This is a genomic window from Kitasatospora sp. NPDC024654 (genome assembly GCF_055559155.1).
Map to the genome: position 1 here is coordinate 138,916 of NZ_JBVHLF010000005.1, position 24,485 is coordinate 163,400.

Sequence of the window (24,485 nt, forward strand, 5' to 3'; positions counted from 1 at the left end):
CCGGTTGAGGGCCGGGGCTCCTCGCGAGCCCCGGCCCTCAACCGTGCTTCCGCGTTTCAGCCACGGACCGCACCGGCCACCAGCCAGCGGCCGGTGCGGGCCCGGGCGACCAGGAAGGCGCCACGGACCAGCATGAACAGGTTCATCGCCGACCAGAGGCCGACCAGCCCCCAGCCCCATGCCGGCACCGCCAGCGCGACCGGGGTGAAGGCGGCCAGCGTGCCGAGCATCGCCCAGGCCAGGTACCGGCCGTCGCCGGCGCCCATCAGCACCCCGTCCAGGACGAAGACCAGGCCGGCGGTCGGCTGGGTCAGCGCCACCAGCAGCAGCACGGTGGCGAGCTGGTGCCGGACCGCCGGATCCGGGGTGAAGAGCGGCACGTAGAGCGGCCCGCAGAGCACCACCAGCAGGCCGAGCAGGACGCCGGAGCCGACGCCCCACTCGACCATCCGCCGGGTGGCCGCGCGGGCGCCCGGCAGGTCGCCGGCGCCCAGTGAGCGGCCGATGATCGCCTGCCCGGCGATCGCGATCGCGTCCAGTGCGAAGGCCAGGAAGCTCCACAGGGTCATCGCGATCTGGTGGGCGGCCACCTCACGGTCCCCCAGCCGGGCGGCCACCGCGGTGGCCAGCACCAGCACCGCGCGCAGGCTGAGGGTGCGGACCAGCAGCGGGCCGCCGGCCCGGGCGCAGGCCCGGATGCCGGCCCGGTCGGGGCGCAGCCCGGCCCGTTCGCGGCGGGCGCCGCGGACCACCACGGCGAGGTAGCAGGCGGCCATCCCGGTCTGCGCCAGCACCGTCCCCCAGGCGGAGCCGGCCACGCCCAGGCCGGCGCCGTAGACCAGGCCGAGGTTCAGGCCCAGGTTGGCGGTGAAGCCGGCCAGCGCCACCAGCAGCGGGGTGCGGGTGTCCTGCAGCCCGCGCAGCACCCCTGTGGCGGCCAGCACCATCAGCATCGCCGGGATGCCCAGCGCGCTGATCCGCAGGTACTCGACCGCGTACGGGGCGGCGGTGGGCGAGGCGCCCAGGGCGGCGACCACCAGGGGCGCGCCGACCAGGGTGAGCAGCACCAGCGGGACGGCGAGCAGCAGGGCCAGCCAGATGCCGTCGACGCCCTGCTGGACGGCGGCCCGGCGGTCCCCGGCGCCGATCCGGCGGGCGACCGCGGCGGTGGTGGCGTAGGCGAGGAAGACGAAGACACCGGTCAGGCTGGAGAGCACGGTGCCCGCGACGCCGAGGCCCGCCAGTTCGGCGGTGCCGAGGTGGCCGACGATCGCCGAGTCGCCCATCAGGAAGAGCGGCTCGGCGACCAGTGCGCCGAAGGCCGGCACGGCGAGCGCGAGGATCTCCCGGTCCTGGCGGCGCCGCTCGGTCCGGTCGGGTCGGTCCGGCCTGGGCATTCGGAGCGGCAGGGTGCTCCGGACGGCGGGCGGAGGTGTCATGGGGACACCGTAACCATCCACAGGTAAGTGGCGCAATGGCTGATTGGTTGTTACTTCTTACTGGGGGCGGTGAGGTCGATCGGTGCTCGGTCGGGCACTGTCCCCAACTGTGTGAAGTATTTCTCATGCACAGCCGGTGGATTAAGTCCCTGCAGGTCAGCGAGTTGACACCGGGTGGATGGTCTGGTTATCCACAGGGTCGTCCACATGCTTGTGCACAGCTTTCGGGCAGTTGTCCACAGTGATGGGACCATCATCCACACGCCCTGTGGATAACCATCTTGGTCGAAAGCCCACCGGCCCCTTAGCGTGGTCGCTCATCCGACGCGCCACGCTCGCACCCGGCGTCCGTTTCGTCGGCCGAGTGGCGTAAGAAAGAGGTGGGCACGGCCATGACCGCACCCACCCGTCTCGGCCCCCAGGCTCCCGCACCACACTCGCACCGCTCGCTGATCGGGGAACACGCGTGACCGGCCCCCAGTACGACGCCCACGACGTGCCTCCGCCCCCGGAGGACGACTGGCAGCCGTCCGACGACGCCTTCGCCGGCCCTTACCAGCCCGACGGTCCGAGTGACCGGCTGCCGGTCTCCCGCAACCGCTCCGGCGCTCCCGCCGGCCAGCAGGGCGGCGAGTTCCGCAAGCGGGACCGTGACCAGGACCGCGGCCGGGACGGCGACCGTTCCGGCGGTGTCGAGGGCTTCGAGCGGGTCCCCCCGCAGGACCTCGCGGCCGAGCAGTCCGTCCTCGGCGGCATGATGCTCTCCAAGGACGCCATCGCCGACGTGGTCGAGGTGCTCAAGCCGCTCGACTACTACCGGCCGGCCCACGAGCTGATCCACAGCGCGATCCTCGACCTCTACGCCCGCGGCGAGCCGGCCGACCCGATCACCGTGGCCAGCGAGCTCACCAAGCGCGGTGAGCTCAGCCGGGTCGGTGGCCCGGGCTACCTGCACACCCTGGTCAACTCCGTCCCGACCGCCGCCAACGCCGAGTACTACGCCGAGATCGTCCACGAGCGCGCGGTGCTGCGCCGGCTGGTCGAGGCGGGCACCCGGATCGCCGGCATGGGCTACGCCGCCGAGGGCGACGTGGACGAGATCGTCAACGCCGCGCAGGCCGAGATCTACGCCGTCACCGAGCAGCGCACCAGCGAGGACTACGCGCCGCTCTCCGAGATCATGGAGGGCGCGCTCGACGAGATCGAGGCGATCGGCTCCCGGGCCGGCCAGATGTCCGGCGTCCCGACCGGCTTCGCCGACCTGGACCAGCTCACCAACGGCCTGCACCCCGGTCAGATGATCGTCATCGCGGCCCGGCCGGCGATGGGTAAGTCCACCCTGGCGCTCGACTTCTCGCGGGCCTGCTCGATCACCAACGGCCTGCCCAGCGTGATCTTCTCGCTCGAAATGGGGCGCAACGAGATCGCCATGCGCCTGCTCTCCGCCGAGGCCCGGGTCGCCCTGCACCACATGCGCTCGGGCAACATGACGGACGACGACTGGACCCGGGTCGCCCGCCGGATGCCCGAGGTCACCGCGGCCCCGCTCTACATCGACGACTCGCCGAACCTGTCGATGATGGAGATCCGCGCCAAGTGCCGCCGGCTGAAGCAGCGCAACGACCTGAAGCTGGTGGTCATCGACTACCTCCAGCTGATGCAGTCCGGCGGCTCCCGGCGGGCCGAGAGCCGGCAGCAGGAGGTCTCCGACATGTCGCGAAACCTCAAGCTGCTGGCCAAGGAGCTGGAGGTGCCGGTGATCGCGCTCTCCCAGCTGAACCGTGGTCCCGAACAGCGCACCGACAAGAAGCCGATGGTCTCCGACCTGCGCGAGTCGGGCTCGATCGAGCAGGACGCCGACATGGTCATCCTGCTGCACCGCGAGGACGCCTACGAGAAGGAGTCACCCCGCGCCGGCGAGGCCGACCTGATCGTCGCCAAGCACCGAAACGGCCCCACCGCCACCATCACCGTGGCCTTCCAGGGCCACTACTCGCGCTTCGTCGACATGACCCGGGACTGATCCGGGCCTGTAGGGGCCTCGGATTTCGTGGCATGGTCTCAGCTAAGCTCAGTCGCGGTGGCACAACCGTGGCACTTGTGCCGGCGTTGTGAGACTCCCTGGTCGGAGCTTTCACCCTTTCGGGTGACGGTGATTCTGGTCCGGCCCCGCGCCGATCAGCCAGTCACTCGTCGCCGACTATCGCCCGCATCCGAGGCCAGGCACCGTCTGCCCTCGAACGGCGGTGGCGGACGTGAGGGGGAGGCCGAGTAGGCTAGTCCGTTTTGGACTCCTGGAATCCCACCACGGCCGCGCCGTGCTCGTGAGCCCACGCAGTCAGCACCGCGATCGGCTTCACCAGCGTCCGGCCCAAGTCTGTCAGCACGTACTCGATCTTCCCGGCCTCGGCGTGGCGGTCGACCAGGCCGTACCCCTGCGACCGCCGCAACGTCTGGGTCAGCACCTTCCGCGAGATTCCGCCGATCAGGTCGACCAGCTCGCCGTGCCCGCACGGTTCCCGGCTCAACGCGAACAGCACGACCACCGCCCACTTGTCGGCGATGATCTCGATCGCCAGCCGAGCCGGGCAGTCGGCGAGGAAGACGCTGCCGGAGTACTCACGCATGCCCCGACGGTAGCCCGCTGCCAGGAACCTGGAGGTACCTACCGCCTCACCAGCGTCCACGGCGGAGGCTACCGAGTGGGGGAACCGAATGAGGGCAGTGACCGACTGGCCGGGCGGGCGGAAGGTCGTCGCGCTGGTCACCGTCGCGTTGGAGCTGTGGTCACCAGGGCACTGGCCCGCCTACGCGCCGATGGCCGCGGCGTGGCCGTTGTCCGGCGTCGACGACACGCACAGCACCTCCTGGGCGGACTACGGCGTCACCACCGGCATTTGGCGGCTGCTCGACGTCCTCGGTGACCTGCCCGCCACCGTCGGCGTCAATGGACTGGTGGCCGAGCGGCACCCCGAGACCGTCATGGCCGTGCACGAGGCGGGGCACGAGATCGCCGCACACTCCTGGGCCCAGGACGTGGTGCCCGCGCTGCTCGATGTCGATGCCGAGCGGGCCAATATCCGTCGCTGCACCGACATCCTTCGCCGAGTCACCGGCGTCCGCCCGACGGGGTGGATGAGCCCACGCGCCACCGGTTCGAGGCGCACTGTCGACCTGCTCGCCGAGGCCGGCTACCGCTGGACCGGCGACCACGGCGACCACGACCTCCCGCAGGTCCTGTCCACCGCTCACGGTCCTCTGGTCTCCCTTCATGCACAGCGACCACTCCGACGTCCGCGACGCTGCGGCCGGCCCGTACGCCTACCGCGACCTGCACCCTGAGCTACTGAACCAGATGCTCGCCGCTCCCGGCCCAGGCGTCTTCCGCCTGACCATCCACGCCCACGTCGGAGGCCGACCGCTCCTCGCGGGCATGGTCGGCCAGATCCTCGACCACATCCGTGAGTCCGGCGACGTCTGGGTCGCCACCCACGCCCAGGTGGCCGACCACGTCCTGACACACCAGGGAAGAACGCCATGACCCACGTCCTCGTCGTCGGCGGCACCGGAGCCATGGGCAGCCACGTGATCCACCACCTGCTGGCCACCACCGACGCCACCATCACCGTCCCCACCCGCCACCCGGAGTCCGCCCACGCCACCGAACTCGCCGCCACCGCGCCCGACCGCGTGCGACTGGTCCGCTCCGACCCGGCGGCCCTCGAGGTCCTGATCGGGCAGGCCGACCGCGTGTTCGCCAACACCGACTTCTTCGCGACGGGCAGCGCCGTGGGTGAGTGTCGGCAAGGGCCGCACTTGCTGGCCGCCGCGGAGCGGGCCGGCGTGGAGCGTTTCATCTGGTCCTCGTTGGACAGCGCGGTGTCCCTGACCGGCCACCCCGTCCCGCACTTCGACGGCAAAGCCGCCGTCGCCGCCCACATCGACCTGATGCGGTCGGAGGAAATGCTCCGCGAGGAGACCGACGGCTGGTACACGGACCACGTCTCGGTACTGACCACGGCGCCGTACTTCGAGAACCTGCGGGACCGACTCACCCCCCCGACCGGACGGCCGGGGCGGCCCGACCTTCAGGCTCCCCCTCGGCGCCGCCCACTACCCGCTGGTCGCCCTCGACGACATCGCCTGGTTCGCCTGCCACATGTTCGACAACTGGCAGTCCTGGGGCGCCCGCGACCTCGCGGTGATCGGTGACAGCCTCACCGGCGACGAGATCGCCGCGACCTTCGCCCAGGTCACGGGCACCCCAGCACGTACATCCCGATGCCGCATGGCGACCTGCGCGCCGCCGTCCCCGACTTCAGCCACGACTACGCAGCGATGTTCCAGTTCTTCGCCGACCGTGATCCCTACGCCCGAGACCGGGACATCAACCTCCTGCGCCGCCTGCACCCCGACTTGATGACCTTCGAGGACTGGCTGCACCACACCGGATGGACGGGACGACCACCCACCACGTCACGTCCGAACGCGGGCACGCACGACAGGGCTCGTCGCTCCGGACCGGGGCCGACGCCAGCCTGAGATCCGGCGAACCCGGCGTGGCACACACCAACAGGCCTGTTGCGGGGAACAGCGCCTGCTCGCGTGCGGGGACCCACCCGGCAGCTGTGCGACGCGCAAGGCGCGCCGAGAACCCGGCCCCTCCGGGACCTCCGGGAGGGGATCAGCGCGCCGGGCCGTACAACCGCGCGGGAAACGGCTCAGACGACCAGGACCCGGCGCCCGCGCGTGTGACCGGTCTGGCTGTCGATGTGGGCCGCCGCGGCCTCGGCGAGCGGGTACGACCTCTCGACCGGGATGTGGAGCCTTCCCCGCGAGATGAGGCCGACGGCCTCGGCGAGTGCTTCCGGCACGCTCCCGGCCACGCCGGAGAACCGGACACCGAACTGCGGCGCGGCGAGGTCGGCGATGGAGATCACCTTCCGCGGATCCCCGGTCAGTTCGACGAGCTCGCGGATCACGCCGGAGCCGGCCAGGTCGAGAGCCGCGTCGACCTGGCCGAGCCGCCGCACCCGCTCGACCCAGCCTTCGCCGTACGTCGTGGCGAGGGCGCCCAGGCCGCGCAGGTAGTCCTGGTTCGCGGCTCCGGCCGTGCCGATCACCGTGATGCCGCGGTCGCGGGCGATCTGCAGCACCGCCGATCCGACTCCTCCGGACGCACCGCTGACCAGCAGCGTCTGCCCGGCCTGCACACCGACCTCGCGGATGATCCGCAGCGCGGTCTCCACCACGGAGGGGTACCCGGCCGCCTCTTCGAAGGTCAGCCCCTCGGGCATCCGGGCCCAGGCCGACAGCACGGCGAACTCGGCGTAGGTGCTCGAGCCTTCGCCGAACACGTGGTCGCCGACCTCGACCCCTTCGACGCCCTGGCCGACCTCGTCCACCACCCCGGAGGCGTCCAGCCCGACTCCGGAGGGCAACTCGAGCGGATGGGCCTCCAGGATCTGGCCTTCGCGGATCCTCCAGTCGACAGGGTTCACGCCCGCCGCCCGTACGGCGATGCGTACCTGGCCGGGGCCCGCGTGGGGCTCCTCGGCGTCGACGAGTCGCAGGACGTCCGGACCGCCGAACTCGGCGAAGCTCACTCTCTTCATGCCGTCGACCATAAGCCTAACGGTTAGTGTTTAACAACGGTTGTGTCTTTGGATCTGATAGTGTTAGGGCATGACCGTGCCGTCCGGGCGCCGCGAACGCAAGAAGGCCGCGACCCGCCAGAAGATCGCCGACACCGCCCTGCGACTCTTCCTGGAGCGCGGGTACGACGCGGTGGGCATCCGCGACGTGGCCGCCGAGGCCGACGTGGCCGTCACCACGGTCTTCTCCCACTTCGCCTCGAAAGAGGCCCTGGTGTTCGAGCAGGACCATGACTTCGAGCAACGCCTCACGCAGGCGGTCACCAGCCGGGCACCGCACGAACCGCTCGTCCCCGCGCTGCGCCGGGAGATCCAGGCCCTGGTGCGACACTGCACGGCGGACAGCGCCGCCCCGACCTGGCACATGATCGACGGGTCACCCGCCCTGCGGGAGTACGAGGAGTCGATGAGACTGCGCCATGCGGAGTCGCTGGCGACGGCCATCGCCGCCGATCCCGACCTGTCACGGACCACGACGGTCTGCCGGACGATCGCGAGGTTCGTGATCGACGCCTACTCGCTGGCCCGTGAGGCGGCCGATCCGCAGGCCGCGGTGGACGAGATCTTCCGGATGATCGAGGCGGCCTGGGAGGTCACCGGCCCTTCTCGAGGCGCGTGAGGAGCTGTTCCTCCCGGCGGGACGGGGGCGGTCGCTGACACGGTGTGAGACCGCACGGGAACGTCCTGGGCACGGCAGCGTCGGATGGCACGGGGGCCGGGACCCCACACCTGTGCGGGGTCCCGGCCCCGGTGGCGTCACCTCACGGTCGACGTCGTACGGCTGTCGCCCACGGCACGGCCGTGCGGCCGTCCGGAGGTCGACTCCAGGTGCGCCGCCTCGCCCGCCTCACCGTCGGCGGGCCTCGGCTCGCGACGGACGGGGCGGGAAGAGGGCGAAGTCACTGGGGGCTGATCGCGCCGGCCGGGCAGAGTTCGGCGGCCTGGCGGGCCCGGGCGGCGAGTTCGGGCGGGGGCTCGGGGGCCAGCAGGATCACCGTGCCGTCCTCGGGGGCCTGGTCGAACAGCTCGGGGGCGGTCAGTGCGCACATGCCGGCGCCGCAGCAGAGGCTCCGGTCCACGCTGATCCGCATCGGCTACGCCCCCTCCCAGGTGACCGGGAGCCGGTCGACACCGGCGATGTCCGCGTTGCCGCGCAGCGGGACGTCCTCGGGCGGGACGGCCAACCGCAGGGTGGGGAAGCGGGTGACCAGGGCGGGGTAGGCGACCCGCATCTCCACCCGGGCCAGCTGTTGGCCCAGGCACTGGTGGATGCCGTGGCCGAGTGCCAGGTGCCCGGTGGCCTGCCGGCGCAGGTCGAGGGTGTCGGGGTCGGCGAACCTGCCCGGGTCCCGGTTGGCGGCCTGGAACGAGAGGGTGACGGTCTCCCCGGCCCGGATCAGCTGGTCGTCCAGCTTGACGTCCTCCAGTGCGGTCCGGGTCCTGGTGTGCGTGATGCTCAGGTAGCGCAGCAGCTCCTCGACGGCCTGGTCGGTGATGGCCGGGTCGGTGCGCAGGGCGGTGAGCTGGTCGGGGTGGCGGAGCAGGGCGAAGGCGCCCAGGCCGAGCATGTCGGCGGTGCTGCCGAGGCCGGCGACCAGCAGCAGCATGGCGATGTTGGTGAGTTCCTCGTCGGTGAGGTCACTGGTGGTCAGGTCGCTGAGCAGGTCGTCGGTGGGCTCGGCGCGCTTGGCCAGGACCAGCTCGTGGAGGAAACCGCCGATCGCGGCGATCGCGGCGCCCTGCTCCTCCTTGGTGGCGGCCTGGTTGATCACCGTCGCCGAGTGCTGCCGGAAGAACTCGCGGTCGGCGTAGGGCACGCCGAGCAGTTCACAGATCATCAACGCGGGGATGGGCTGGGCGTACGCCTGCACCAGGTCCACCGGCGGGCCCTGCCGTTCCATGGCGTCCAGCTGTTCGGTGGTGATCTCCTCGACGCGGGCTGTGAGTTGGCGCATCCGGCGGACGGTGAACCGGCCGGCGAGCAGGCGGCGGTAGCGAGTGTGCTCGGGCGGGTCGACCGCGATGAACATGCCCGGCGGGGCCACCGGGGGGCGTTCCATGGCGGCGGCGCCGGGCGCCGGGGAGTGCATCAGCTCGGATCTGGAGCTGAACCGGGGGTCGGCCAGCACGGCGCGGACCAGCTCGTGGCTGGTCACCAGCCAGCCCAGGTGCCCGTCGGGGTAGCTCATCCGGGTCAGCGGCCGCTGCTCGCGCAGCCGGGCCAGCTCCGTGGGGGGATCGAAGGGGCAGCCGGTGGGACGGGTCGTCGGCAGGCCGGCCAGGGCGGGGAGGGAGTCGGTCATTTCGGGTTCCGTTCCGGCGCGCGGGAACGGTGCTCGGCGCCGCCCCCGTCGTCCTTGTCGTAAACCTTCAGGACTTGATAAACGCTACGTTGCATTCAATGGACCGTCAATAATGTTGTGGTTATTGGCATTTTGGCAGCTAGGCTGGGCTCTGATCGTTGCAATGGAGAGCGGGCGAAGGTGGGATCGGCGCTGCGTTGCAATGAGATGTCGTTGAACGCACGCCGGACGGAACGGCCGAACAGCAGGAGGCGGACCCGGATGCCGGGAGGCAGGCTGACCCACCAGGACCGCAGGCGGATCGCCACGGGACTGGCCGACGGACTCACCTACGCCGCGATCGCCAGGAGCCTGGCGCGGCCGACCTCGACGGTCAGCCGGGAGGTCACCCGCAACGGCGGCCCCGAGGGCTACCGGGCGGACGAGGCGCACCGCGCCACCGAGCAGCGCGCGCACCGGCGCAAGCCCACCCCGCTCCCGCCGGCCCCGGGCGCCGCCGACGTGTACGGGCGGGACCCCGAAGCGGTGCACGGCTTCGAGGAACGGTTCGCGGCGCTGCTGGTCCAGACCGGGTTCCCGCGGATGATGGCCAGGGTGCTGGCCTGCCTCTACACCACCGACACCGGCGGCCTCACCGCCGCCGAGCTGGTCCAGCGCCTGCGGGTCAGCCCGGCCTCGATCTCGCTCGCCATCGGCTTCCTGGAGGAGCGGGAGCTGGTCAGGCGCGAGCGCGGCTCCCGCGGCCGTCGCGAGCGGTACGTCATCGACGACGACGTCTGGTACCGGGCGCTGCTGGCGAGCGCCCGGACCAACGCCGGCCTCGCCGACGCCGCCCGCCACGGCGCCGAGGTCCTCGGTGCCGTCACCCCGGCCGGCGCCCGCCTGGAGGACATGGGCCAGTTCCTCGCCCACGTCTGTCACGACCTGGTCGAGCGGGCCGAGTACTGGCGGCAGGTCTTCGCGGCCCACCGGACGGCGGACCGCCGGCCGGGCTGACCCGCGACGCCCCGGGGCGCCCGGCGCTGCCGGCCCGGGCCGCCGAGGGGCGGGAACGGTCGCGGCGGTGGGTCAGCAGGTCCGCGGCGCGTCCGTGAGGTGCCGCGCGGCCCAGCGGCGGAGTTCGTCGAGCGCCGGCCCGAGGGCTTCGCCGGCTTCGGTGAGCCGGTAGCAGACCCGCAGCGGTGGTCCCTCGTCCACCCGGCGGACCACCAGGCCGGCGTCGGCCAGCTCGGTCAGCCGGTCGGAGAGCATCCGCTCGCTGATGCCCGGGATGCCGCGGCGCAGCTCCGAGTAGTGGGCCGGCTGCTGGCTGAGCACCGCGATGATCAGGCCGGACCAGCGCTTGCCCAGCAGCTCGAAGACCCTGGTCAGCCCGATGTCCACCCCGGTGCACGGCCCGGCGGCGCCGAGCGCCGCCGGAGGCGCGCCGGTACACGCCGTCGCGTCCGGTTCCACCGCTGTCGTCCGTGCCGCTGGCTCGCCCATGCTCCAAGCCTACTGCCCGTCCGCTAGTGACTGCGAAAAAGTAAGCTGCTACGTTAATAGCAGCTGCCGAGGAAATGGCAGCGCGATGCCGACTACGGAGGCCCTGCCATGCCCACGCTGCTGCACATCGACTCGTCCGCCCTGTTGGAGGGCTCCGTCTCCCGCGAGGTCACCGCGACCTTCCGCGCCGAGTGGGAGGCCGCCGGTGGCACCGTGGTCTACCGCGACCTGGCCGCCGACCCCGTCCCGCACCTGACCGCGGCCGGCGTCACCAGCGCCTTCCTGCCCGCCGAGCAGCGCGACGCCGAGCAGCGGGCCGCCTACGCGCTGCGCGACGAGCTGGTCACCGAGCTGGAGCAGGCCGACGCCGTGGTGATCGGCGCCCCGATGTACAACTTCACCGTGCCGTCCTCGCTGAAGGCCTGGATCGACCAGGTGGTGCTGTTCGGCCGCACCGCCGGGGCCACCAAGTCGGCGGCCGGCACCCCGGTGGTCGTGGTCGCCTCGCGCGGCGGCTCCTACGCGCCGGGCAGCCCGCGCGCGGACTTCGAGTTCGCCACCACCTACCTGGAGAAGACCCTGACCGAGCTGCTCGGTCTGCGGGTCGATCTGGTGGTGCCGGAGTTCACCATGGCCAAGGTCAACCCGGCGATGGCGGAGTTCGTCGACGCCGCCGAGGCCTCCAAGGCGAAGGCCCACCAGGACGCCGCGGCCAAGGCGAAGGAGCTGGCCAAGGCCTGACCCACGGCCCGGTCCACGGGCGGACCGGCGGTTCACCCGCCCGGGCGCGGCTACCGGGCGGGCCGCGGGACGCGCTTCCATGCTGGTCCCGACCCGACCCGCCCCGTGGACCAGGAGAGCCCGTGACGACGCCGCCCCCGTCCGAGCAGCCCGCCGGCGCGACCGGCGGCGCGGCCGGCCCGGACGGCGGACCGGCCGCGCCGGCGCTGGAGGTCGCGGTCTTCACCGGACCGGAGTCGGCCCTGTTCGCCACCTCCAGCCTGATCCTCGGCGAGCGCACCGCGATCCTGGTCGATGCCCAGCTCACCCGCAGCGCGGGCCGCGAGCTGGCCGAGTGGATCGCCGGCAAGGGGCGCGAGCTGCTGGCGATCGTGATCAGCCACCCGCGGCCCGACCGCTACTTCGGCGTGCGCGAGGTGCTCCGGCTCTTCCCCCGGGCGCAGGTGCTGGCCGCGCCGGCGGTGGTGGACGAGATCGCCCGGACGGCGGCGGACCAGGTCCACCGGTGGCGGCCGGTGCTGGGTGACGACATTCCCGAGCACCCGGTGCTGCCGGGGCCGTTGCTGCCCAAGCCGCTGATGATCGACCGTCAGCTGATCCGGGTGCTGAACCTCGGCCAGGGTGACTGCGCGGCCTGCACGGTGGTGCACGTGCCCGGCGCGCACACCGTCGTCGCGGGTGGCTTCGCCGACAACGGGACGCACCTGTGGACCGCCGGGACCACGCCGGCCCAGCGGGTGGTCTGGTCGCGCAACCTCGGCGGGATCGCCGACCTCGGGGCGGACCGGGTGATCGCCGGGCACCGGGCGCCCGGCCAGGGGGACGACGCGGTGCGGGTGCTCGCCTTCACCGGGGAGTACCTGCAGGACTTCGACCGGCTGCTGGCCGAGCATCCCGGTGACGCCGAGGGGCTGGTCGCCGCGATGGGCGAGCGGTACGGGGAGTTGACGCTGCCCGCGCTGCTGGAGGAGGGGGCGGCGGCCAACGTCGCGCGCGCGGCTTCCGGAACGGGCGCCGGCGAGGGCGAGGAGCTGTTCGAGGTCGAGGACGAGGAGCTGGGCGGGGAGGGCTGAGCCGCCGGCCCGGGGCGGATACTGGCCCCATGACCACCCCCTTCGACGTGATCGTGCTGGCCGGCGGCGCCGCCCGCCGGCTCGGCGGGGCCGACAAGCCCGGCCTCGCCGTCGGCGACCGCACGCTGCTGGAGCGGGTGCTGGCGGCCTGCGCGGACGCGGCGGACGTGGTGGTGGTCGGGCCCGAGCGCCCGCTGCCCGGCCCCGGCCCGCGCTGGACCAGGGAGCGGCCGCCCGGCGGGGGTCCGGTGGCGGCGGTGGCGGCCGGGCTCGCGCTGCCCGGACCGGCCGCCGAGGTGGTCCTGCTGCTCGCCGCCGACCTGCCGTTCCTGGACGCGGCCACCGTGCACCGGCTGGCCGGGGCGGTGACCGGCGAGGTGGAGACCGCCGTCCTGGTGGACGCCGACGACCGCGAGCAGCCGCTGACGGCGGCCTACCGCCGGTCGGCGCTGGCCGCCGCGCTGGCCGCGCTCGGCGACCCGGCGGGCCGGCCGCTGCGCCGGCTCACCGCGGGCCTGCGGACCGTCCGGCTGCCCGACCGCTCCGGCGTGACCTTCGACTGTGACACCTGGGAGCAGCTGGCCGAGGCCCGCCGCCGGAGCGCCGCCGAGCGGCCGGCGTGACCGGACCCCTGAGTGAAAACAGCACGCCGGCCGGCTCCGGAGCGCGGCCGGGTGCCCGGGATCCGGCAGCATGGACCACCATGGAACGCACGCTGGACGACTGGATGGCCGCCGCCGCGGCCGAACTGGGCCTCGACCTCACCGTCGACATCCGTGAACTGCTGGACATGACCCGGGTGGTGGCGCACGGGGTGGAACGGCCCGCCGCGCCGTTGACGGCCTTCCTGGTCGGCTACGCCGCGGCCACCCGAGGTGGCGGGCGGCCGGAGGTGAGCGCGGCCTGCCGCCGGGTCGCCGCGCTGGCCGAGCGCTGGTCCGCCGAGCAGCCGACCGGTCAGCCGGCCGACCCGGCCGCGGAGCAGGGGTGAGCGCGGCCGCGCCCCCGCTCGGCGCGGAGAGCCCGGGCGGCGCCGATCGGCCCGCCGGGGCGGGGGTCGGGCGCGGCTGCGGCGCCGGGCTGCCCTGGCCGCGGGCCCGGGAGGCGGCTCGGTGGGCGGTCCGGACGCCGCTGCCGGCGGTGCGGGTGCCGCTGGCCGAGGCACTCGGGCAGACCCTGGCCGAGCCGCTGACCGCGCTGACCGACCTGCCCGGCTTCGACACCTCCGCGATGGACGGCTGGGCGGTCGCCGGCCCCGGACCGTGGCGGCTCTCCGGCCGGGTGCTGGCCGGCCGGACCCCGCCGCCGCTGGCCGACGGCCGGGCGACCGGGATCGCCACCGGCGCCCAACTCCCGCCCGGGGCCACGGCGGTGCTGCGCCGCGAGCACGGCCGGGTGGAGCCCGCGGCGGCGGCCGGCGGTGGGACGCTGCACGAGACGACCCCCGGCGGGCTGTCGCCGGGCCAGGACGTCCGCCCGCGCGGCCAGGAGTGCCGCAGCGGCGAGGCGTTGCTGCCGGCCGGGACGCCGGTCACCGCGGCCGTACTGGGCCTGGCCGCCGCCTGCGGCTACGACCGGCTGCCGGTGCGTCGCCGGCCGACCGTCGAACTGCTGGTGCTGGGCGACGAGTTGCTGGAGGCCGGACTGCCGCGGCCCGGGCTGGTGCGGGACGCGCTGGGCCCGTTGCTGCAACCGTGGTTGCGGGCCGCCGGCGCCGAGCTGCTCGACCGGCGCGCGGTCCGGGACGACTTCGCGCTGCTCCAGGCGACCATCCGGCACTCGCCGGCCGAGGTGGTGGTGACCACCGGGGGCACCGCCTCCGGTCCGGCCGACTTCCTGCACGCGGCGCTGACGGAGACCGGGGCGAAGCTGCTGGTGGACGGGGTGGCGGTCCGGCCGGGGCACCCGATGCTGCTGGCCGAGCTGCCCGAGGTGCGGCCGGGGGCCGGGCCGCGGCACCTGGTGGGGCTGCCCGGCAACCCGCTGGCCGCGGTGGCCGGGACGGTCACCCTGGCGCTGCCCCTGCTGCGCCGGCTGGCGGGCCGGGCGGCCGAACCGTGGCGTTCGGTGCGCACGGGCACCGCGCTGGCCGGCCACCCGTCCGACACCCGGCTGCTGCCGGCGCGGGTCACCGAGCACGGTCCGGTGCCGCTGGCCTTCGACGGCCCGGCGATGCTGCGCGGGCTGGCCCTGGCGGACGCGCTGGCGGTGGTCCCGCCGGGCGGGGTGGCGGCGGGGGAGTCGGTCGAGCTGCTGGACGGCCCGGGGCAGGGGGGTTGGGGATGACCGGAGGCAGCCGACTTTTCTGATTATCAGTCAAATAAAGCCGCCTCATGGGACCTCTGAATCCGAACCCCGCTGAACTGATCCTCGGACTCGTCTGCTTCTTCCTTGTCTTCGGCGTCCTCGGGGCCGTCGTGCTGCCGCGGATCGCCCGGGCCGCCGCCGACCGCTTCTTCGCCCGGCTGGATGCTCGGGACACCGTCTGACGTCAGCCCCTCAGGCCGCCCGGTGCAGCCGGTCGGCGGCCCGCACGGTGTGCCGCAGCAGCAGCGCGGTGGTGACCGGGCCGACCCCGCCCGGCACCGGCGTGAGCGCGCCGGCCACGTCGGTCACCGAGTCGGCGTCCACGTCGCCGGTCAGCCCGCCGTCCGGGGTCGGGTTGGTGCCGACGTCGATCACCACCGAGCCCGGCGCGACGTGCTCGGCGGTGATCAGCCCGGGCCGGCCCACCGCGGCCACCAGCACGTCGGCGGTGCGGGTGACGGCGGCCAGGTCGGCGGTCCGCGAGTGACAGACCGTCACCGTGGCGTCCCGGTCCAGCAGCAGGTGGGCGGCCGGCTTGCCGACCACCGTCGAGCGGCCGACCACCACCGCCCGGCGCCCGGCCAGCGGGATCCGGTGGTGCTCCAGCAGCGCGACCACCGCCTCCGCGGTGGCCGGCGGGAAGGCGGGCAGGCCGCCGGCCAGCCGGCCGAGCGAGAGCGGGTTGGCGCCGTCCACGTCCTTCTCGAAGGCGATCGCCGAGGCCAGCTCCTCCAGCGCGGCCCCGGCGGGCAGCGGGGTCTGCAGGATGATGCCGTGCACCGAGCTGTCCGCGCTGAGCTCCGCCAGCCGCTCGCGGACCGCCGGGGATTCCGCGTCCGGCCCCAACTCGTGGATGTCGCACCGCAGTCCGGTGCGTTCGGCGGCGCGCGCGATGGACCGGACGTACCAGGCGCTGGACTGGTCGGCGGTGGCGCTGACCACGGCGAGCCGCGGCTGGTGGCCGGCCGCGGTGAGTTCGGCGGCCCGGGCGGCGGCCTCGGCGCGGATCGCGGCGGCCGGCTGCTGGCCGGCCAGCGGGGTGGCGGTCACTTGGCGATCTCCTCTCGCACGGCGGCGGTGATCAGGTCGGCGCGGGCGGTGATCTCGTCCACCCGGGCGGTCTCGGCGAGCAACCCGCTGCGGACCCGCTCGTCCCGGATCCCGGCCAGGTTGATCTCCACGTTGACCCGGGCGGTGACCGCCGCGGCCCGCGCGGCCTCGGCCGCCGCGGCGATGTCGGTGACCACGTTGGGGTTGCCGATCGGCAGCAGCGCCTCGGCCAGTTCGACCGCGTCCAGGGCCGCGGTGATCACGTCGGCGGGCGGCCGGGCCGCGCCGGCCAGCGTCCGCGCGATGGCGGCCGAGCGGGCGGTCCGCTCGTCCTCGCTCTCCCGGGGCAGCCGGTACGCCTCGGTGACGGCGGTGAAGGCCGCCGCGTCCTGCTCGGCCAGGGTCAGCGCCCGGCCGCGCAGGGTGTCGCTCTCCCGGATGATCCGCTGCACCACCTCCTGGTGGACGGCGTACGCGGCGCCGGTGCTGTAGCGGGCCACCATGCCCAGCAGCGCCGCGGCCTGGGCCGCGTGCAACGCGGCCGTCGCGCCGCCGCCGGGGGCGGGGACGCGGCCGGCCAGCCGGTCGAGGAATTCGCTGATCGTCAGGTCGCGCACGGGAGTTCTTCCTCCGGGAGATCGGTACCGGCATCCTCGCACGTCTGACGGTGCGTCAGTACGTCGGGCCCGGGCCCGTGCCGGCCGCCGGCGCGATCGCTCCGCGCTACCGGCGCGCTACGTGGCCTGGGGCAGGATGGATCTCGTGATGAGGCGGCCGGGCAATGAACGGGGGAGCCCGGCCGCCGCATCGCCTCCCGCGCCGCCGGGGTCACTGACCCGCCCCGGTGCCGCGCCCCCCTCGCGGCCTTCGCCCCGAGCACTGGTCCTCCGCCGCCGGAGTGCCGGTTCCCGGGGCGAAGGCCGTTCTCGTGTCGCCCGGTCGACTCGGTGGCGGGCACCGGGCGGGCCGCGGTCGCCGGCCTCCGGCACCTCGGTCACCCGTCCGCGGCGGCGTCGGGGTGACGGCCCGGCTCCCGTTGTTCGCCCCCGGGTTCCGCCGCGCGGCCTGCGGCACCCGATAGCTTCGGACCATGCATGCGATGACGATTCCCGAGCCCGGCGGCCCCGAGGCGCTGTCCTGGACCGAACTCGACGACCCGGTACCGGCCGAGGGCGAGGTGCTGGTCGAGGTGGCGGCCACCGCCGTCAACCGGGCCGACCTGTTGCAGCGCCAGGGCCACTACGACCCGCCGCCGGGCGCCTCCGCCGTCCCGGGGCTCGAGTGCGCCGGGACGATCGCCGCCCTCGGTCCCGGGGTGGCCGGCTGGGCGGTGGGCGACGAGGTGTGCGCGCTGCTCGCCGGCGGCGGGTACGCGGAGAAGGTCGTGGTGCCGGCCGGCCAGTTGCTGCCGGTGCCCAGGGGCCTCGGTCTGATCGCGGCGGCCGCGCTGCCCGAGGTCGCCGCCACGGTCTGGTCGAACGTCTTCATGGTGGCCCATCTGCGGCCGGGTGAGACGGTGCTGCTGCACGGTGGCGGCAGCGGGATCGGGACGATGGCGATCCAGCTGGCGAAGGCGGTCGGCGCTCGGGTGGCGGTCACCGCGGGGAGCGCGGCGAAGCTGGCGCGCTGCGCGGAGCTGGGTGCGGAGATCCTGATCAACTACCGCGAGCGGGACTTCGTCGAGGCGCTGCGGGAGGCCACCGGCGGGGTCGGGGCGGACGTGATCCTGGACATCATGGGGGCCAAGTACCTGCAGCGGAACGTGGACGCCCTGGCGGTCAGCGGACGGTTGGTGATCATCGGTCTGCAGGGCGGAGCGAAGGGCGAGTTGGACCTCTCCACCCTGCTCGCCAAGCGCGCCGCGGTGGCGGCCACCTCGCTTCGGCCGCGCCCGCTGGCGGAGAAGGCCGCGATCGTGGCGGCGGTGCGTGAGCACGTCTGGCCGCTGGTGGAGTCGGGGGTGGTGCGGCCGGTGATCGACCGGGTGCTGCCGCTGACGGACGCGGCCGAGGCGCACCGCGCGGTGGAGGCGGGGGAGCAGACGGGCAAGGTCGTGCTGCGGCTCTGAGCGCCGGACGGGCTGGGGGGGGGGGGGGGGGGGGGGGGGGGGCCCCCCCCCCCCCGCCGGCTTCCCGTTCGGGCAGTGCTGGTTGCGCGAACGGCCGGTCCCGGGTGCCTGGGTGCCGGGGCGCGTGGACCTACGCCCGAGGGGCGCGATGCTCCAGGATGAGGGCCGGATCAGCTCGTGGCCCAGGCCCGGCCGAAGGGGAACCAGCGTTGAGTGTCAGTGCATCCCGGGATCGACAAGGTCGGGCCGGGGAGGGCGAATGTGCTGAGTGCGGGGCACCAGGCGACGCGGGGATGGACTTCTGCGACTCCTGTGGCGCGTTCCAGGGGTGGGCGAAGGGCGAGGACCGCTCGAAGGAGCCGGTCGAGGTCGCCGGGGAGCCCGAGCGGTCCGAGAAGCCCGGCAAGCCCGCGGAGGCCGGGAAGCCCGAAGAGCCCGGCAAGCCTGTGGAGGCCGGCGAGCCCGCGGAGGCAGAGAAGGCCGGGAAGAGCGGGGAGAGCGGGGAGAGCGGGGAGAGCGGGGAGAGCGGGGAGAGCGGGGAGTCCGAGCCGCAGCCGGAGACCATCGAACTCCCGGTCGACGAAAGGGCGCACGCCCTGATCGTCCCGGTGCCCGACTCCGCGCCCGTGGAGTCGCCCGTGGCGCCGGTGCTGCCGGGCCTGCCCGCCCAGACCGGGCCCCGCGTGCGCTCGGTCGTCGAGGGCGAGCCGATCGACGGCATCGCCTGCTCGTGGTGCTCGACGGTCAACCCGCCGGACCGCCACTTCTGCCGCCGCTGCGCGACCCCCTTCCAGTCCGCGGAGCCGCAGCGGGCCCGACGGCCGTGGTGGCGCCGGCTGCTGGACTTCCGTGGCCGGGAGCAGCCCTGGGCGGGTCAGCGTCCCCGGTTGCGCCAGGGGCCGTGGCAGCTGGTGCGCTGGGTGGTCACGGCGGTGCTGGTGATCACCCTGGTGGTCTGCGTCTCGATCTGGTCCGGCCCGGCGTACCAGGCGGTCAGCGACCACTTCGCGCACCGGGTGTCGGTCCCCCCGGTGGGCGTGACCGCCGACTACTCCGACCAGAACCACCCGGCGAAGAACGTGCTGGACGGCTACAACAACACCTGGTGGGGCGACGGTTACGCGGGTGTGCCGAACGACCTGCACCTGGACTTCACCTTCGGCCAGGCCTCGCACCTGCTCGACGTGGTCATCACGCCGGGAGTCTCCCCGGACTCCTCCGACGAGCAGGCCGAGGCGACGCCACACCAGATCGACCTGGTGGCCACCCAGGCCGACGGGAAGACCGTCACGACACCGATCACGATGGCCCAGTTCGGCCCGCAGGCCTTCGCCCTGCACCTCACGCAGGTGGTGAAGGTGCGGCTGGAGATCAAGAGCGCGTACAACACCATGCCGAACAAGGAGATCGCGGTGGCCGAGGTCGAGTTCTTCGGCACCACGCCGGCCGGCAGCGGCAACGGATCCTGACCGTGGTCGGGAGTCGGCCGGAGTTCACCGGGAAGTCGTTCGGGCAACGCCGTTAGGTGCTTGTTAGGCAACCGGTTCGACACTAAAGGGCAGCCCGGAACCCCCTGTCGGGACCGCTGGCCGTACCCCGACCGATCCGTTGCCCGAACAGAGCGGAGGCCACGCCGGTGTCAGCCGAGCGCATCGCCGTCCACGTCCACGCCGACGACCCGATCCTGCACTCCGGCATGGTGGCCCAGCTGCGCGCCAGACCCGAACTCCGCCTGGTGGACGCGGGCGGGCAGGCGCAGGCCGCCGCCGTGCTCGTGGTGGCCGACACCCTGGACGCCGCGACGGTGGTCCGGCTGCGCAGCCTGCGCCGGACCCTGAGCGGTGCGCTGGTCCTGGTGGTCTCCTCGGTGGACGACGCCGCCCTGGCCACGGCGGTGGAGTGCGGCGTGGTGGGCCTGGTCCGTCGCTCCGAGGCCACCGCCGAGCACCTAGTGCGGGTCCTCCGGTCGGCCGTGCGCGGCGAGGGCGCGTTGCCGGCCGACCTGCTCGGCCGGCTGATGGAGCAGATGGGACGGCTCCAGCGCCAGGTCCTCGAACCGAACGGCATCTCCTTCGCCGGCCTGCACACCCGGGAGGTCGAGGTGCTGCGGTTGCTGTCGGAGGGACACGACACCCGTGAGATCGCGAAGGAGCTGGCGTACTCGGAACGGACCGTCAAGAACGTCCTCTACAACGTCACGGCCCGCCTGCAACTGCGCAACCGCTCGCACGCGGTCGCCTACGCGCTGCGCCACGGCCTGATCTGACGGCGGCACCGCAAGAGGCGGTGCTCCCGCAACCGAGCGGCACGAACGGAACGCGATGATCCACGAAGTCGACGAGGCCCTGCACGCCCTGCTGGCCCGGGAGATCCTGGACGGTACCGACGTCGAGGTGGTCTTCGACGCCCCGACCCGGGACTGGGCCGCCCGGCGCAACGCCCCCACCATCAACCTGTTCCTCTACGACCTCCGCGAGGACCTCAGCCGCCGCTCGGCCGGTGCCCACCGGGTACTCGGCGAGGACGGCGAGGTGGTGGCCGAGGTCGACCCGCCGAACTGGTTCGCGCTGTCCTACCTGGTGACGGCCTGGACCAAGCGCCCGCAGGACGAGCACCGGCTGCTGTCGGTCCTGCTCGCCGGCCTGCTGCGGCAGTCGTCGCTGGAGCCGGGGCGACTGACCGGATCCCTCGCGGAGTTCGGCGTCGCCCTGCCCTACACCGCGGCCGTGCCGCCCACCGAGGGCCGCGGGCTCGCCGACCTCTGGTCCGCGCTCGGCGGGGAGCTCAAGCCCTCCATCGACCTGGTGGTCACCGCGCCGATCGGCACCGCCCGGCGGCGGAGCGCACCGCTGGTCACCGACGCCCTGCTGCTGCGGCTCACCGACGACACCGGCGCCGCGGACGAGAACCGCCGCCCGCGCTTCGAGGACGAGCCGGCGCACTCCGCACTGCCCGGCGCCGCACCGGTGGGTGTGCGGCGCGTGCGCGGCGCCGCCGCGCTGGAGGGCAAGCAGGGACGGATCCGCCGATGACCACCACCGTCGCACCGCCGGCCGCCGCCGAACCCGACGACCTGCTCGCCGGGTTGGCCCGGATCGAACGGCGGGTGCGGGCGGCCGTCGAGCACCGCCGGGCCACCGACCCGCAGCCGGACGACCCGCTGCGCGGACTGCACCTCTCCGCGGAGGCCGCCCACCACCTGGTCGACAGGCGGTCGAGCTCGGGCGCGGACCCCGGCCTCCCCGCCCCCGCCGAGCCCGCGGCGACCGCTCCCGACCCGCGGTCGCCGCTGCACCGCCTCGCCCGGGACTTCGCGCTCACCCCGCTCGACCTCGAGCTCCTGCTGATCGCGCTGCTGCCGGACGCCGACGCCCGCTTCGAGCGGCTCTACGGCTACCTCAACGACGACCTGACCCGGCGCCGGCCCACCCTCGACCTGGCCTGCCTGCTGCTCGGCTGCGACCCGCTCACCGGTCCGGTCCGCGGCCGGCTCGCGCCGTCCGCGCCGCTGGTCGCCGGCGGGCTGCTGATGGTCGAGGAGGGTGACCGGCCGGTGCTCACCCGCACGCTGCGGGTGCCGGACCGGATCACCGCCCACCTGCTCGGCGACGACGCCCCGGACCCCGCGCTACGCGGGCTGCTCGCCACCCCGACCCACACGCCCACGGCGACCGCCCGGTCGCTCGCGCAGGCCGTGGAGTCCGGCGTGCACCTCGCCTACCTGCGGGAACAGCCCGGCGGCAGCGCCGCGGCGACGGCGGCCACCGCCCTGGACCTGGCCCAGCGGCCGGCCGTCTGCCTGGATCTGGCCGCGCTCGTCGCCAGGCCGCACCCGGAGGAGCTGCTGCCGACGGCCGCCCGGGAGGCCCGGCTGCACGGCGGCGGCCTGGTGGCCGGACCGGTCGACGCGCTCGACGGGACCGACCCCGCCGCGCGGGCCCGCCTACTCCGGGAGCTCGCGCTGCTGCCCGTGCCGGTCCTGCTGCACGGCCGGACCGCGTGGGACCCGCGCTGGGCCGACGACAGCCCGCTGCTGCTGGCGGCGCCCCAACTCACCGTCCCGGAACGGGCCGCGCTCTGGCACGCCGCGCTCGGCGAAGCTCCGGCCGACCCGTCCCTGGACGCCGAGGTCCTGCTCGCTCCCTACGTGCTGACGCCGGACCAGATCGGCCGCGCCGCCCGCGCCGCGGGCCGGCAGGCCCTGCTGGACGGTGGCCGGCCGGTCGCGCCCGGCCACCTGCGGGCGGGCGTGCGGGCACAGAACGCGGCCGGCCTGGAGCGGTTGACCCGCCGGATCGAGCCCGCGGTCGGCTGGGACGACCTGGTCCTGCCACCGGCCGTCGCCGGGCAGCTGGGCGACCTGGCGCTGCGCGCCCGGCACCGGGACCAGGTGCTGGGCGAGTGGCGGATGCGCCCCGGCGGCGGGCGTGGCCGGGGCGTGATGGCGCTGTTCGCCGGCGACTCGGGCACCGGGAAGACGATGTCCGCCGAGGTCATCGCCGCCGACCTGGGCCTGGACCTGTACGTGGTCGACCTCTCCACGGTGGTGGACAAGTACGTCGGCGAGACCGAGAAGAACCTGGAGCGGATCTTCACCGAGGCGGCCGGCATCAACGGCATCCTGCTCTTCGACGAGGCCGACGCCGTCTTCGGCAAGCGCTCGGAGGTCAAGGACGCGCACGACCGCTACGCCAACATGGAGAGCGCCTACCTGTTGCAGCGGATGGAGTCCTTCGACGGCATCGCCATCCTCACCACCAACCTGCGGGCCAACCTGGACGAGGCGTTCACCCGGCGGTTGGACCTGATCGTGGACTTCCCGATGCCCGACCCCGAACACCGGCGCGCCCTCTGGGACCGCTGCCTGGGCCCGGCCGTCCCCCGCGCGGCCGACCTCGACCTCGACTTCTGCGCCCGGTTCGACCTGGCCGGCGGCTCCATCCGCGCCTGTACCGTCACCGCCGGCTACCTCGCCGCCGCCGCCGACCGCCCGCTCGGCACGGGCGACCTGGTCGCCGCCGTCCAGCGCGAGTACCGCAAGCTGGGGCGGCTCGTGCTGCCGAGCGAGTTCGGGCGATGGGCCACCACCCCGGGCTGACGCCGGAGTTCACCGTGAGATCAGTGGCCGTGGGCGGTCCCGTCGCCCGGCCGAGGAGCCCGAGGAGTCAGCAGTGCAGGCACACGACGAACAACACCACGCTGTCCAGGGCCGCTCGCCGGTCCGTACCGCGGCGGTGGACGGCGGGGCAGGGGGCTCGATCGCCTACCTGCAGCGGACCGTGGGCAACGCCGCGGTGGGGCGGCTGCTGGGGCAGGACCGGCCCGCGCGGGACCACGCGGTTCCGGTGCAGCGCTACGCCGAGCACGTCCCGGACGACACCGGTGGGCAGTTCGCGGCCGTCTCCGGCAACGGCGGGATCGTGCTCAAGGACCGGAGCACGGCGTACGCGACACCCGAGCTGGTCGGCCGGGCGGCGGAACGACTCGACCTCCTGGAACGGGTGGCCGTGACCCTGGATCCCGCCGCGCCCATGGCGATGGTGAACGGACGTCAGATGCAGCTCGTCCGGGTGGTCTACAAGAGCGCCGACAAGGTCCGGGCGCCGCTCCGGGCCGCGCACGAGCCGGTCCTGGGCGACAGCGAAGGGAGCCGCCAGGACAAGCTGAGGGCGTACCAGCAGGCCCGGGTGGGCGACTGGGTGCGCAACAACGCGGAAGTGACCGTCCTGTACCAGGAGTTGTCCAGGAAGGGCCCGACGGCGAGGCTGTCGCTCCCGGAGGTCGGCCGGACCACCGGGCTGATCTCGAAGACGGTGGGCCTGGCCTGGGGCGGGACGGGCGGCCGGGAGGAGCGGCTCAGGGCGCTCAACGCGCCCGGGGCCACCGTGCAGGCCGCGCTCGACCTCCTGCAGGAGCTGGCGCGGGCCTGCGCGAACCGGCTCATCGAGATCTCCGGCGACGCCGAGTCGGCGCTGCGGCAGCTGGTGATCACCGTGCCGAACGACTGCAAGCAGACGGCGATGCGGCTGACCGGTCTCAGCCCGGAGAACCTGAGCAGGGAGGTCGACCGGCCGGAGCCGGGCGAGCAGCACTACGTCGACTTCGAGCACAAGGACGGCTGGGAGAACCACTTCGCCTGCGTGGTGGTGCGCGACGGCGACGACACGCTGACGTACGAGGCGGCGGCGGACTTCGCGGCCGAGGAGTTCGGCAAGGCACTGGGCTACTTCGCCATGTACGGGGCGAGTTCGGACGGGGCACAGTCCTTCAAGGCGGTGATGCACGGCAAGAACGAGGAGTACGCCGACCGCAAGCGGGAAGCCTTCGGTCCCTGAGGGGTCCGGCCCACGACCGCGTTGCCCGAA

The 24,485-nt window shown here is 73.9% G+C and carries 25 protein-coding genes and 1 pseudogene; 18 read left to right on the top strand and 8 right to left on the bottom strand.

Annotation, left to right across the window (positions count from 1 at the left end; all coding sequences use genetic code 11):
- Nucleotides 1-56: 56 nt before the first annotated feature.
- Entirely contained in the window at nt 57-1,397 is a 1,341-nt protein-coding gene (locus tag ACZ38L_RS05020) for an MATE family efflux transporter (protein WP_465689440.1), read from the bottom strand.
- A 538-nt stretch (nt 1,398-1,935) separates the two neighbouring features.
- Here ACZ38L_RS05020 and dnaB point away from each other — a divergent pair.
- A complete protein-coding gene (dnaB, locus tag ACZ38L_RS05025) occupies nt 1,936-3,462 on the top strand; it encodes a replicative DNA helicase (protein ID WP_465689442.1) in 1,527 nt (508 codons plus the stop codon).
- Nucleotides 3,463-3,715: 253 nt separating this feature from the next.
- Here dnaB and ACZ38L_RS05030 read toward each other — a convergent pair whose 3' ends face one another.
- Nucleotides 3,716-4,066, bottom strand: a complete 351-nt coding sequence (locus tag ACZ38L_RS05030; RefSeq protein ID WP_465689317.1) for a winged helix-turn-helix transcriptional regulator — start codon at nt 4,064-4,066, stop codon at nt 3,716-3,718.
- Nucleotides 4,067-4,163: 97 nt separating this feature from the next.
- Here ACZ38L_RS05030 and ACZ38L_RS05035 point away from each other — a divergent pair, with 97 nt between their 5' ends.
- From ACZ38L_RS05035 to ACZ38L_RS05050, 4 genes are all read left to right on the top strand, one after another.
- The gene (locus ACZ38L_RS05035; protein ID WP_465689319.1) at nt 4,164-4,781 is read left to right on the top strand and encodes a polysaccharide deacetylase family protein; all 618 of its coding nucleotides are present in this window, start codon (nt 4,164-4,166) and stop codon (nt 4,779-4,781) included.
- A 13-nt stretch (nt 4,782-4,794) separates the two neighbouring features.
- Nucleotides 4,795-4,980, top strand: coding sequence for a hypothetical protein (locus ACZ38L_RS05040; protein WP_465689321.1), 186 nt, complete (start codon nt 4,795-4,797; stop codon nt 4,978-4,980).
- Nucleotides 4,977-5,651 (top strand): NmrA family NAD(P)-binding protein, encoded by a 675-nt coding sequence (locus ACZ38L_RS05045; RefSeq protein ID WP_465689323.1) that lies wholly within the window; start codon nt 4,977-4,979, stop codon nt 5,649-5,651. The genes ACZ38L_RS05040 and ACZ38L_RS05045 overlap by 4 nt, the downstream gene beginning before the upstream one ends.
- Nucleotides 5,652-5,720: 69 nt before the next feature.
- Complete coding sequence (locus ACZ38L_RS05050; protein WP_465689325.1) at nt 5,721-5,981, top strand: hypothetical protein; 261 nt, start codon at nt 5,721-5,723, stop codon at nt 5,979-5,981.
- A 179-nt stretch (nt 5,982-6,160) separates the two neighbouring features.
- On the opposite strand, the gene ACZ38L_RS05055 is transcribed toward ACZ38L_RS05050, so the two are convergent.
- A complete protein-coding gene (locus tag ACZ38L_RS05055) occupies nt 6,161-7,054 on the bottom strand; it encodes an NADP-dependent oxidoreductase (protein WP_465689326.1) in 894 nt (297 codons plus the stop codon).
- Between the two features lie 70 nt (nt 7,055-7,124).
- Here ACZ38L_RS05055 and ACZ38L_RS05060 point away from each other — a divergent pair, with 70 nt between their 5' ends.
- Nucleotides 7,125-7,712, top strand: coding sequence for a TetR/AcrR family transcriptional regulator (locus ACZ38L_RS05060; protein WP_465689328.1), 588 nt, complete (start codon nt 7,125-7,127; stop codon nt 7,710-7,712).
- Between the two features lie 280 nt (nt 7,713-7,992).
- Here the strand turns inward: ACZ38L_RS05060 and ACZ38L_RS05065 are convergent, their stop codons facing one another.
- Both ACZ38L_RS05065 and ACZ38L_RS05070 read right to left on the bottom strand, forming a co-directional pair.
- The gene (locus ACZ38L_RS05065; RefSeq protein ID WP_465689330.1) at nt 7,993-8,184 is read right to left on the bottom strand and encodes a ferredoxin; all 192 of its coding nucleotides are present in this window, start codon (nt 8,182-8,184) and stop codon (nt 7,993-7,995) included.
- A 3-nt stretch (nt 8,185-8,187) separates the two neighbouring features.
- Nucleotides 8,188-9,396 carry a cytochrome P450 gene (locus ACZ38L_RS05070; RefSeq protein ID WP_465689332.1) on the bottom strand — a complete coding sequence of 403 codons (1,209 nt, stop codon included), beginning with the start codon at nt 9,394-9,396 and terminating at the stop codon, nt 8,188-8,190.
- Between the two features lie 261 nt (nt 9,397-9,657).
- On the opposite strand from ACZ38L_RS05070, the gene ACZ38L_RS05075 reads away from it, so the two are divergent.
- Nucleotides 9,658-10,392 carry a helix-turn-helix domain-containing protein gene (locus tag ACZ38L_RS05075; RefSeq protein ID WP_465689334.1) on the top strand — a complete coding sequence of 245 codons (735 nt, stop codon included), beginning with the start codon at nt 9,658-9,660 and terminating at the stop codon, nt 10,390-10,392.
- 72 nt (nt 10,393-10,464) lie between these two features.
- On the opposite strand, the gene ACZ38L_RS05080 is transcribed toward ACZ38L_RS05075, so the two are convergent.
- The gene (locus ACZ38L_RS05080; protein WP_465689336.1) at nt 10,465-10,881 is read right to left on the bottom strand and encodes a winged helix-turn-helix transcriptional regulator; all 417 of its coding nucleotides are present in this window, start codon (nt 10,879-10,881) and stop codon (nt 10,465-10,467) included.
- Nucleotides 10,882-10,989: 108 nt separating this feature from the next.
- On the opposite strand from ACZ38L_RS05080, the gene ACZ38L_RS05085 reads away from it, so the two are divergent.
- The 5 genes and pseudogenes from ACZ38L_RS05085 (at nt 10,990) to ACZ38L_RS05105 (ending at nt 15,184) form a co-directional block, all read left to right on the top strand.
- Nucleotides 10,990-11,622, top strand: a complete 633-nt coding sequence (locus ACZ38L_RS05085; protein ID WP_465689338.1) for an FMN-dependent NADH-azoreductase — start codon at nt 10,990-10,992, stop codon at nt 11,620-11,622.
- Nucleotides 11,623-11,744: 122 nt separating this feature from the next.
- Nucleotides 11,745-12,695 carry an MBL fold metallo-hydrolase gene (locus tag ACZ38L_RS05090; protein ID WP_465689340.1) on the top strand — a complete coding sequence of 317 codons (951 nt, stop codon included), beginning with the start codon at nt 11,745-11,747 and terminating at the stop codon, nt 12,693-12,695.
- Between the two features lie 29 nt (nt 12,696-12,724).
- Nucleotides 12,725-13,686: pseudogene (locus ACZ38L_RS05095) on the top strand (NTP transferase domain-containing protein).
- Nucleotides 13,683-14,981, top strand: coding sequence for a molybdopterin molybdotransferase MoeA (locus tag ACZ38L_RS05100; protein WP_465689342.1), 1,299 nt, complete (start codon nt 13,683-13,685; stop codon nt 14,979-14,981). Before ACZ38L_RS05095 ends, ACZ38L_RS05100 begins: the two are co-directional and overlap by 4 nt.
- A gap of 47 nt (nt 14,982-15,028) precedes the next feature.
- Complete coding sequence (locus ACZ38L_RS05105; protein WP_465689344.1) at nt 15,029-15,184, top strand: hypothetical protein; 156 nt, start codon at nt 15,029-15,031, stop codon at nt 15,182-15,184.
- A gap of 10 nt (nt 15,185-15,194) precedes the next feature.
- Here ACZ38L_RS05105 and ACZ38L_RS05110 read toward each other — a convergent pair whose 3' ends face one another.
- The gene (locus ACZ38L_RS05110; RefSeq protein ID WP_465689346.1) at nt 15,195-16,052 is read right to left on the bottom strand and encodes a bifunctional 5,10-methylenetetrahydrofolate dehydrogenase/5,10-methenyltetrahydrofolate cyclohydrolase; all 858 of its coding nucleotides are present in this window, start codon (nt 16,050-16,052) and stop codon (nt 15,195-15,197) included.
- Nucleotides 16,049-16,669, bottom strand: a complete 621-nt coding sequence (locus ACZ38L_RS05115; RefSeq protein WP_465689348.1) for a cyclodeaminase/cyclohydrolase family protein — start codon at nt 16,667-16,669, stop codon at nt 16,049-16,051. Before ACZ38L_RS05115 ends, ACZ38L_RS05110 begins: the two co-directional genes overlap by 4 nt.
- A 473-nt stretch (nt 16,670-17,142) precedes the next feature.
- On the opposite strand from ACZ38L_RS05115, the gene ACZ38L_RS05120 reads away from it, so the two are divergent.
- The 6 genes from ACZ38L_RS05120 (at nt 17,143) to ACZ38L_RS05145 (ending at nt 24,455) form a co-directional block, all read left to right on the top strand.
- Nucleotides 17,143-18,120 carry an NAD(P)H-quinone oxidoreductase gene (locus ACZ38L_RS05120; RefSeq protein WP_465689350.1) on the top strand — a complete coding sequence of 326 codons (978 nt, stop codon included), beginning with the start codon at nt 17,143-17,145 and terminating at the stop codon, nt 18,118-18,120.
- 293 nt (nt 18,121-18,413) lie between these two features.
- Nucleotides 18,414-19,589: an NADase-type glycan-binding domain-containing protein gene (locus tag ACZ38L_RS05125; protein ID WP_465689352.1), complete on the top strand. Its 1,176-nt coding sequence runs from the start codon at nt 18,414-18,416 to the stop codon at nt 19,587-19,589.
- 167 nt (nt 19,590-19,756) lie between these two features.
- Nucleotides 19,757-20,386 carry a response regulator transcription factor gene (locus ACZ38L_RS05130; protein ID WP_465689354.1) on the top strand — a complete coding sequence of 210 codons (630 nt, stop codon included), beginning with the start codon at nt 19,757-19,759 and terminating at the stop codon, nt 20,384-20,386.
- Nucleotides 20,387-20,441: 55 nt separating this feature from the next.
- Nucleotides 20,442-21,152 carry a Pvc16 family protein gene (locus ACZ38L_RS05135; RefSeq protein WP_465689356.1) on the top strand — a complete coding sequence of 237 codons (711 nt, stop codon included), beginning with the start codon at nt 20,442-20,444 and terminating at the stop codon, nt 21,150-21,152.
- On the top strand, nt 21,149-23,218 hold the full coding sequence (locus ACZ38L_RS05140; RefSeq protein WP_465689358.1) for an ATP-binding protein: 2,070 nt from the start codon (nt 21,149-21,151) through the stop codon (nt 23,216-23,218). The genes ACZ38L_RS05135 and ACZ38L_RS05140 overlap by 4 nt, the downstream gene beginning before the upstream one ends.
- 73 nt (nt 23,219-23,291) lie before the next feature.
- Nucleotides 23,292-24,455: a hypothetical protein gene (locus ACZ38L_RS05145; protein ID WP_465689360.1), complete on the top strand. Its 1,164-nt coding sequence runs from the start codon at nt 23,292-23,294 to the stop codon at nt 24,453-24,455.
- The last annotated feature ends 30 nt before the right edge of the window (nt 24,456-24,485 follow it).

What these genes read in the sequence shown, in the direction of transcription:
- ACZ38L_RS05120 (WP_465689350.1), top strand. Translation starts at nt 17,143, where the DNA reads ATGCATGCGATGACGATTCCCGAGCCCGGCGGCCCCGAGGCGCTGTCC.
- ACZ38L_RS05050 (WP_465689325.1), top strand. Translation starts at nt 5,721, where the DNA reads ATGCCGCATGGCGACCTGCGCGCCGCCGTCCCCGACTTCAGCCACGAC.
- ACZ38L_RS05020 (WP_465689440.1), bottom strand. Translation starts at nt 1,397, where the DNA reads ATGCCCAGGCCGGACCGACCCGACCGGACCGAGCGGCGCCGCCAGGAC.
- ACZ38L_RS05085 (WP_465689338.1), top strand. Translation starts at nt 10,990, where the DNA reads ATGCCCACGCTGCTGCACATCGACTCGTCCGCCCTGTTGGAGGGCTCC.
- ACZ38L_RS05080 (WP_465689336.1), bottom strand. Translation starts at nt 10,881, where the DNA reads ATGGGCGAGCCAGCGGCACGGACGACAGCGGTGGAACCGGACGCGACG.
- ACZ38L_RS05040 (WP_465689321.1), top strand. Translation starts at nt 4,795, where the DNA reads ATGCTCGCCGCTCCCGGCCCAGGCGTCTTCCGCCTGACCATCCACGCC.
- ACZ38L_RS05060 (WP_465689328.1), top strand. Translation starts at nt 7,125, where the DNA reads ATGACCGTGCCGTCCGGGCGCCGCGAACGCAAGAAGGCCGCGACCCGC.
- ACZ38L_RS05135 (WP_465689356.1), top strand. Translation starts at nt 20,442, where the DNA reads ATGATCCACGAAGTCGACGAGGCCCTGCACGCCCTGCTGGCCCGGGAG.
- ACZ38L_RS05105 (WP_465689344.1), top strand. Translation starts at nt 15,029, where the DNA reads ATGGGACCTCTGAATCCGAACCCCGCTGAACTGATCCTCGGACTCGTC.
- ACZ38L_RS05030 (WP_465689317.1), bottom strand. Translation starts at nt 4,066, where the DNA reads ATGCGTGAGTACTCCGGCAGCGTCTTCCTCGCCGACTGCCCGGCTCGG.
- ACZ38L_RS05075 (WP_465689334.1), top strand. Translation starts at nt 9,658, where the DNA reads ATGCCGGGAGGCAGGCTGACCCACCAGGACCGCAGGCGGATCGCCACG.
- ACZ38L_RS05140 (WP_465689358.1), top strand. Translation starts at nt 21,149, where the DNA reads ATGACCACCACCGTCGCACCGCCGGCCGCCGCCGAACCCGACGACCTG.
- ACZ38L_RS05070 (WP_465689332.1), bottom strand. Translation starts at nt 9,396, where the DNA reads ATGACCGACTCCCTCCCCGCCCTGGCCGGCCTGCCGACGACCCGTCCC.
- ACZ38L_RS05055 (WP_465689326.1), bottom strand. Translation starts at nt 7,054, where the DNA reads ATGAAGAGAGTGAGCTTCGCCGAGTTCGGCGGTCCGGACGTCCTGCGA.
- ACZ38L_RS05045 (WP_465689323.1), top strand. Translation starts at nt 4,977, where the DNA reads ATGACCCACGTCCTCGTCGTCGGCGGCACCGGAGCCATGGGCAGCCAC.
- ACZ38L_RS05125 (WP_465689352.1), top strand. Translation starts at nt 18,414, where the DNA reads ATGGACTTCTGCGACTCCTGTGGCGCGTTCCAGGGGTGGGCGAAGGGC.
- ACZ38L_RS05065 (WP_465689330.1), bottom strand. Translation starts at nt 8,184, where the DNA reads ATGCGGATCAGCGTGGACCGGAGCCTCTGCTGCGGCGCCGGCATGTGC.